This is a genomic window from Gordonibacter pamelaeae 7-10-1-b (genome assembly GCF_000210055.1).
GTDB classification, from domain to species: domain Bacteria; phylum Actinomycetota; class Coriobacteriia; order Coriobacteriales; family Eggerthellaceae; genus Gordonibacter; species Gordonibacter pamelaeae.
Genome location: NC_021021.1, coordinates 2,817,898 through 2,825,284 on the forward strand (window position 1 = coordinate 2,817,898; position 7,387 = coordinate 2,825,284).

Below are 7,387 nucleotides of genomic sequence, written 5' to 3' on the forward strand. Positions count from 1 at the left end.
TGACCGTCGAGGTCACGTTCGACGACGGCTGGTTCGCCGACTCGCTCACGGCCTTCGCCGGCGACGGGTCCGAGGCCGCAAAGCTCGAAGTCGAGGACGGCCGCGCCACCTTCAAGGCGGAGACGGACACCACCGTGACGTGCGCCTTCTACGAAGACGGCTCCAACGGATCGGCCGCCCTCGAGGCCGTCGCCACCGATGCCTCGGCCAAGCAGGCCAAGCAGGCCTCGGACAAGGCCTACATCAAGGCCAACCTCGACGAATCGCTCTCGGGCCTCGACAAGTTCGAGCGCCGCGACGTGCTGACCGTCACCACCACCACGATCGATTCCGCCAAGGTCGCCTCGCCCACGCTCGACGGCCTGTGGGCCGATACGGACGGCGACGGCATGGGCGACTACAGCGACGCGTTGAAATCCAACGCCGTGAGCCATGCCGTTCTGTACGACCTCGACGACTCTTCCGACTACCTCGTGGGCCGCGCCGGCTCCGACATCTCGGGCGCGACGCTGGCCGACTGGGGCGCATCGGAGAACAACGCCGACGCCGCCATGCGCCGCGGCTTCAAGTTCGACGCGGCAACAGGGTTGGTCTACGTGCCCAAGAAGTACACGGCCAAGAACAAGGCCGGCGAGTACAAGGTCGCGTCCTCCCGCATCCAGCTCCTCTACGCCACGTCCGACAAGGGCGCGGTGAACACCTTCCCCGTGAAGGTCGAGGCCGAGAACGTGGACGGCCGCGCAGCCAAGTCCGGAACCGCCTCGGTCGACGTCTCGTCCCCCGATACCCAGATCGCGCTCGCCCGCGACAAGGCCGCCCGCAAGTCGATCTCCGACGCCACGATCGAGTCCGTCACCGTCAACGGCATCGAGTACACGCGCGCCCTCGATATGTGGACCTACGACGAGGACACCGGCACGCTCGACATCCTCATCGCCGCGGCGGGCGTGCGCAGCGTCGACATCAAGCTCGCCAACGACGCCGAGAAGAACGTCGGCTCCTGGCTCGCGTCCCTCGCCACCGAGGCCTTCGCCGGAAACGTGTGGAACATCGGAACGTGGGAGTTCCAGTCCGCGCCCTGGGCCGGAATGTCCTTCCACACCGCCGGCCACAACAGGTACACCGGCACCACCACCGGCGCCACCCTGCCGGCGGTGGAGAATCCGTCCGGCGGACGCTACGAGGCCAAGACGATCTATCAGGCGCTCGGCACGCAGAACGTCGACGTCTCCGCCCTCCAGTCCGGAGCCTGGTCGATCGAGCGCTCCTGCACGATCGCCGCGCAGACGGTCTCCGGCGTGACCATCCCCAACGCGACGAGCGTCGACCTCACCTGCGGGCACGTCGGCGTGAACCCCTCCGGCCAGCTCGACCACTCCTACAACCAGGCCGTCCACACCGACGACGACTACGGCCAGACCGTGCGCATCGCCGCCGTCAACGGCGACGAGGCGATCATCGGCGTCACCGTCCCGACCACCTTCACGCAGGCCGGCGCCGGCTTCTTCAAGATCAAGTGGAAGCTGAACAAGGTCCGCTACACCTTCTCCAAGTGCTCGGCCAACGTCTCCATCACCGACGGCAACTCCGAGTACTCCGTCGAGGGCGCCGAGTACGACATCTACCGCTCCTCCGACAACGCGCTCGTGTCGCATATCGTCACCGACGCATCTGGCAATGCCGCGCTGGACCTCGAGCCCAACCAGGCCTATTACGCCGTCGAGACCAAGGCGCCCGCGGGCTACACGCTCCACGAGGGCCATATCACCTTCAGGACCGGCAACTCCGCCGGGACCGAGCAGCTGAAGGACGACCCCGGTGCTGTTAGGTTGACAATTAACAAAAAGGATTCTGCCACTCTTGGTGATGCGCAGAACGGCTCCACACTTGAGGGTGCCGAATATAAAGTCACGTCACTGTCCACTCCCGGTTGGGAGCAGACGGGTAAAACCAATAGCAAGGGTGTTTTGACGATTCACGATGTGCCTCTCGGTAAGATTCGCGTTGAAGAAATTAAGGCACCAAACGGTTATAAACTTGATTCTACGGCCCATGAATATGAAGTAAAAGCCGGTTCCTATACCGTGATTCCGTCTGACGAAATCAATCTTGAGCCTGAGGACGACTTCAAGGAGAACCCCGTCTCGTTCGATATCGAGATTGCCAAGACCAAGGGCGGCGAGGACGACAGCTGGGAGTCCGACGACGGCCAGGGAAACGCCGCCGCGGGCGTCCAGTTCCAGATCATCTCGAACACCACCGAGGAGGTCGTCGGAACCCTGACGACCAACGATGCCGGCTTCGCGTCCACCAAGGACGCAGCCACCTGCGACGATACATCCACCTCCGAGGACAAGACCGACGACCCGGCGCGACCGTGGTTCGGCTCGGGCAAGCGCAACGCCGGCATCTCCGGCGCCGTGCCCTACGACGCCGCGGGCTACACGATCCGCGAGGTCGATTCCACGGTGCCCGAGGGCTTCGACCACGTGGACGACTGGACGATCTCGGCCGACGACCTCGTGGACGGCACCACGAAATACTACTCCGTCATCGACAAGACGCTCAACAGCCGCATCCAGATCGTCAAGACCGATGCCGAGACCGGGAACACCGTGCCCCTCTCCGGCTTCAAGTTCCAAGTGCTCGACTCGAACGGCGAGACCATGAGCTTCACCGACCCCTACGACGTCAACGGCACCGTCGACACCTTCACGACCGACGACGCCGGGCAGGTCACGATCCCGCAGCGCCTCAAGTCCGGCAAGTACTCCATCAAGGAGATCTCCGCCGTGGCGCCCTACACCGTCAACGGCGATGCAGTCGGCTTCGAGGTCCCCAAGGACTACAAGAAGGCCTCCCCCGTGACCGTCATCAAGGTCTCAGACAAGCAGGCGAAGGGTAAGGCGACCATCACGAAGACGTGCTCGCATGACGGCGAGGCACTTCAGGGCGCAGAGTACGACGTCGTGGCGCAGCAAGACATCGTGTCCCCCGACGGCACCGTGCGCGCCGCGGCCGGAGACGTCGTCGACCATGTGAAGACCGGCGATGACGGCAAGGCGACCACCAAGGGGCTCTACCTCGGTGCCGGCTCGGCGACCTACGCCTTCGTCGAGACCAAGGCCCCCTCGGGCCACGTCCTCGACGAGACGCCTACCGCGTTCACCCTCTCCTACGAGGACGGCGCCACGGCCGAGGTGAAGGCCGCATCCGACCAGTCCGACGCCCCGACCAGATTCGATGTCTACAAGATCGTCAAGGGCGGCAACACACCGCTTCCCGGGGCGAAATTCCAAATCTGGAACGCCGACGACGAGATCTCGATCGGGAACACCGCCGGCAACCTCGCCGTGCGCGCCGAGGCCGGAAGCGAGGTCTCCATCAGGAAGGCCGTCGCCGCCGCAAGCGTCAAGGCCGACATCGATGACGGCACCTCCCTCATGCTCAAATCCGCAAACGGCATGGAAACCACGCTCGGGGCCGATGCCGTCGATATGGAACCCGGCACGTACACCATGATCGCCACTCGGGACGGCAAGACCCTCGAGGGCGAGGAGGTCGAGATCGAGGCAGGCAAGACCTACACCGCCAAGGTCGCGACCGGCCTGCTCGGCGGTCATGCGACCCTCTCCGACGACGGATACGCCATGCCCGCCATCCGGCTCGCCTGGTCCGAGGTCGATTCGGCCTACGAGGGCCGCGGTCTGGACTTCGGCACTTACGACCTAACCGTCTCGGGCAAGCCCGCCGGCAGCATCGCGATCGATGAGGACGGGACGACCTACGCCTCGGTCAGCGGCGGCAAGGCCCGCCGCGTGCCCGTCCTGCTCAAGGAGGGCAAGAGCGCCAAGGAGGATGTGACCGGCGCCGACGGCTCGATCAGCTTCTGGCACCTCGCCGCCGGCACATACCGTGTCGCCGAGAGCGAGGCGCCCGCCGGATACGTCGAGGCACCGGAGATCAAGACCTTCACCGTCGGCACCGACGGGCGAATCGAGGGCCGCGAGGCCGGACAGACGAGCTTCGAGGACGACTTCACCAAGGTCCGCATCTCAAAGCGCGATATCACCGACGAGTCCGAGGTCGAGGGTGCCAAGCTCACCGTCACCGATTCCGAGGGCACGACCATCGACTCATGGACCTCGATCACCGAGGATCACGAGATCGATGCGCTCGCGCCCGGCAAGTACACGCTCACCGAGCAGCGCACGCCCACTACCTACGACCAGGCCGAGAGCATCGAGTTCGAGGTGAAAAAGACCGGGGAGGTCCAGACCGTCACGATGTACGACTCGCCCATCTCCATCAGCGGCGAGATCGACAAGCGACAGGAGATCGCCGACCCCACCGCCAAGGACACCGATGCCAACGGCGACGGCCTGAACACCGCCGAGACCAAGGCATCCGACGACGGCTCCTATGCCTACACCATCGACTTCCGCTCGACGTCGAACACCTGGACCGACGAGTTCACGGTCGAGGACGACCTGACCGCCGCCGTCGACGGCCGCGCTCAGCTCACATCGATCACCACGCCGCAGGCCCTCGAGGACTACGACGGCAAGATGAACGTCTGGTACAGGACCGACAAGACGCCCGACGACTATATCGACGAGTCCGGTGCCAACGCCACGCTTTCCGACGGCCATGAGAACCCCTGGCTGTCCGACGAGGCCACCGCCCCAACCCTTGGCGAGGACGGCCGAGCCGTCGACTTCACCGGATGGAAGCTCTGGCGCGCCGACATGCCCACGACCGTGGCCGCCGAGCTCGCCGTGGCAGACCTCGGCCTCGAGGAGGGCGAGCACGTCACCGCCATCCGCTTCGAGTACGGCCGCGTGGAGCAGGGCTTCACCACCCGCGACGGAGGCTGGGACCGCGACGGCATCAAGGACGCCCACGACGACATCGCCAGCGCCGAGGACACGGCCAAGGAAAACGGCTCCCATCCCGACGGCTCGGGCGATGGGCCCGAGACCGCATATGCGCCCGCCATCGTGCGCATGAAGGCCACCGACGGCTACACCGCCGGCACCTCGCTCGACAACTACGCCCGCGTGGACCTCACCCGCAACGGCGGCGGCGACAGCCTCGAGGACCATGACGAGGACCAGGTGACCCAGACGGCGAAGGCCGTCACGGTGCCCCCGACCAACCTCGACCAGACCGGCCGCAACGTCATCATCGGCCTCGCCGCGACCCTCGCCGCCGCGGCAGCGGCAGCCGCGGCGCTCATCTACCGCCGCCGCATCCGTGGGTCCGCCGCGGACGACGACGATCCGGACGACGACGGTTATGGCCGCGAAGACTACGGCCATGAAGATCGTTACGGTGACGGTTACGACCGCGCCGGCTATGGGTACGATGATCGATACCGCGACGAGATCCGCAACCGCTACTGACGATAGGGCCGACTAGCCCGCATCGGGGCCCGACGCAACCTTGCGCCGGGCCCCTTTTCGATTACAGAGGAGATTCCCATGAAGAGACGACCGCGACGGAAACGCAAGGCCCTCGATATCATCCTCGCCGCCATATGCGCCTCATCGCTCGCCGCGGCCGCCCTCATCGGGTTGACGATCCTGCACGAGGGCGCCGTCTACAGCGATATTTCGGCCGTGGCGGGAGCCGCCGAGGGCGGCGGCATCGACTGGGAGGCCCTGCGCGCACGGAACCCCGACATCTCCGCATGGGTGAGCGTCGAGGGCACCCCGATCGACTACCCGGTGGTCTCGCCCAGAGAAGGCGACCCGCAGGGCTTCTATCTCAACCACGACTTTGACCGGAACTGGTCGTTCGCTGGATGCCCCTACCTCGACCCGCGCGGCACGGCCGACGGGCGGCATGCGCTCGTCTACGGACACCACCTCAACTTCGACAGCGAGATGTTCACCTACCTGAGGAACGCATGGCGACAGGAGAAGTTCGATACGCTCGGCGACATGTATTGGTCGACGCCGGACGGGGGCACCATGCGCCTCCACCCGGCATTCTCACTGTCGGTCGACAAGAGCTTTGCGGGCATCCAGAGGTTCGATCTCACCGGCGCCGCCGAGACACGGACATGGCTTGCGGACCTCTCGGCGCAGGCGAGCGCGAGGGCGGACGGATGCGACGACCTGTGCGCGCACGCCACGCGCGCCGTCACGCTCGTGACGTGCACCGGAAACTTCGCAGGCGGCCGAGCGAGGACCCTCACGGTATTCGTCGGCTGATTTTTCCGACAAACATGTCACACCATGGAAAAGAGGCACAAAAGAGGGAATAAAAACGGGTATAAAAAAGGTAAGAAAGCGATAAAACCGCTTCCCGTCTCGATAAACGCACTATCTCGGAAGGAGGTGCCGAAATGGATGGAAGCGCCCAGCTGCCGCCGCCGGCGCCGGTCGGCATAACCGAACTCAAGAACAACTTCGCCTCGATCGCGAAGCGGGTGCATGACACGTCGATGCCCTGCACCGTGCTCAAGCAGGGCCGGGCATACGTCGCCATCGTCCCCGTGGACCCGGGATACAGGGCAAAAGGGAAATACGCCTGCAACCAGTACACGAGGGTGCTGCGGCGCCTGTTCACGTTCTGCCGGAACGCGCACGACCAGAAGACCACGTTCGTGCTGCGCCGCCGCAACGAGGACTACGTCGCCATCGCGCCGCTCGATCCTCCCGATACCGGGGACTGAGCGCTTAGGGAAACCCGAGGGAAAGGACCGGCCATGCTGCCCACCATCATCATCGGAGCGCTCGCGCTCGCAATCCTGTGGCCCTTCATCAAGCTGGGCTATGAACTCATCAAGCTCGCGGGGTCTCTTGTCCTGCTCGTCGCCTCATGCGCAATCGGGGCGGTCGCCCTCGTCGGACGCGGGGCCTGGGCCCTCATCTCCGCCTGCCGCCGACACGCGGGAGCGAAGAAGGAGAAGCCCGTGGAACATCCATCCGCGCCCCGCGAGCGCATTCCCGCGCTCCCGGAATACTCCTCGGTGCGCTAGGGACACACCGAAGGGGACCAAACAAGCAGCGAAAAGACCATCAGGCATATATCTCGAAAGGACCATGCCATGAAGAACAACCCTATCGACAAGATCCGCGACCTCTTGGCGGAGCCCGCCGCGCGCCGCAAGGCGGTAATCTGCGCCGGTGTCGTCGCCGTCCTCGCCATCGGCGGGGCCGGAATCGTCATCGCATCCAACCGACCCGAACCGATCGACAGCTCGCCGTCCGCCGTCGAGAAGACCGAGACCGACGGCGATAAGGCGTCCGGTGCCGAATCCGTCGCACCCGCCGACATCGCCAAGATATGCCCGACGCTCACGCTCGACGGGCAGGACGTCGGCGCACCCGCCGACGAGCTCACCGTCACGACCGGCCAGGGCCGCGTCCTCGTGACG

5 protein-coding genes are annotated in these 7,387 nt (G+C 65.3%); all 5 read left to right on the top strand.

Annotated elements, in window-relative coordinates:
• Nucleotides 1-5,405: MSCRAMM family protein (locus GPA_RS19375; protein ID WP_049784157.1), on the top strand; the 5,405-nt coding region annotated here is incomplete at its 5' end.
• A 78-nt stretch (nt 5,406-5,483) separates the two neighbouring features.
• A complete protein-coding gene (locus GPA_RS13035; protein ID WP_015540158.1) occupies nt 5,484-6,218 on the top strand; it encodes a class B sortase in 735 nt (244 codons plus the stop codon).
• A 134-nt stretch (nt 6,219-6,352) separates the two neighbouring features.
• Nucleotides 6,353-6,682: a type II toxin-antitoxin system Phd/YefM family antitoxin gene (locus tag GPA_RS13040; protein ID WP_015540159.1), complete on the top strand. Its 330-nt coding sequence runs from the start codon at nt 6,353-6,355 to the stop codon at nt 6,680-6,682.
• Between the two features lie 33 nt (nt 6,683-6,715).
• On the top strand, nt 6,716-6,988 hold the full coding sequence (locus GPA_RS13045; RefSeq protein WP_015540160.1) for a hypothetical protein: 273 nt from the start codon (nt 6,716-6,718) through the stop codon (nt 6,986-6,988).
• A gap of 69 nt (nt 6,989-7,057) precedes the next feature.
• Nucleotides 7,058-7,387: hypothetical protein (locus GPA_RS19380; protein WP_041239626.1), on the top strand; the 330-nt coding region annotated here is incomplete at its 3' end.

Coding starts and splice junctions, on each gene's coding strand:
- GPA_RS13035 (WP_015540158.1), top strand. CDS start 5,484: ATGAAGAGACGACCGCGACGGAAACGCAAGGCCCTCGATATCATCCTC.
- GPA_RS13040 (WP_015540159.1), top strand. CDS start 6,353: ATGGATGGAAGCGCCCAGCTGCCGCCGCCGGCGCCGGTCGGCATAACC.
- GPA_RS13045 (WP_015540160.1), top strand. CDS start 6,716: ATGCTGCCCACCATCATCATCGGAGCGCTCGCGCTCGCAATCCTGTGG.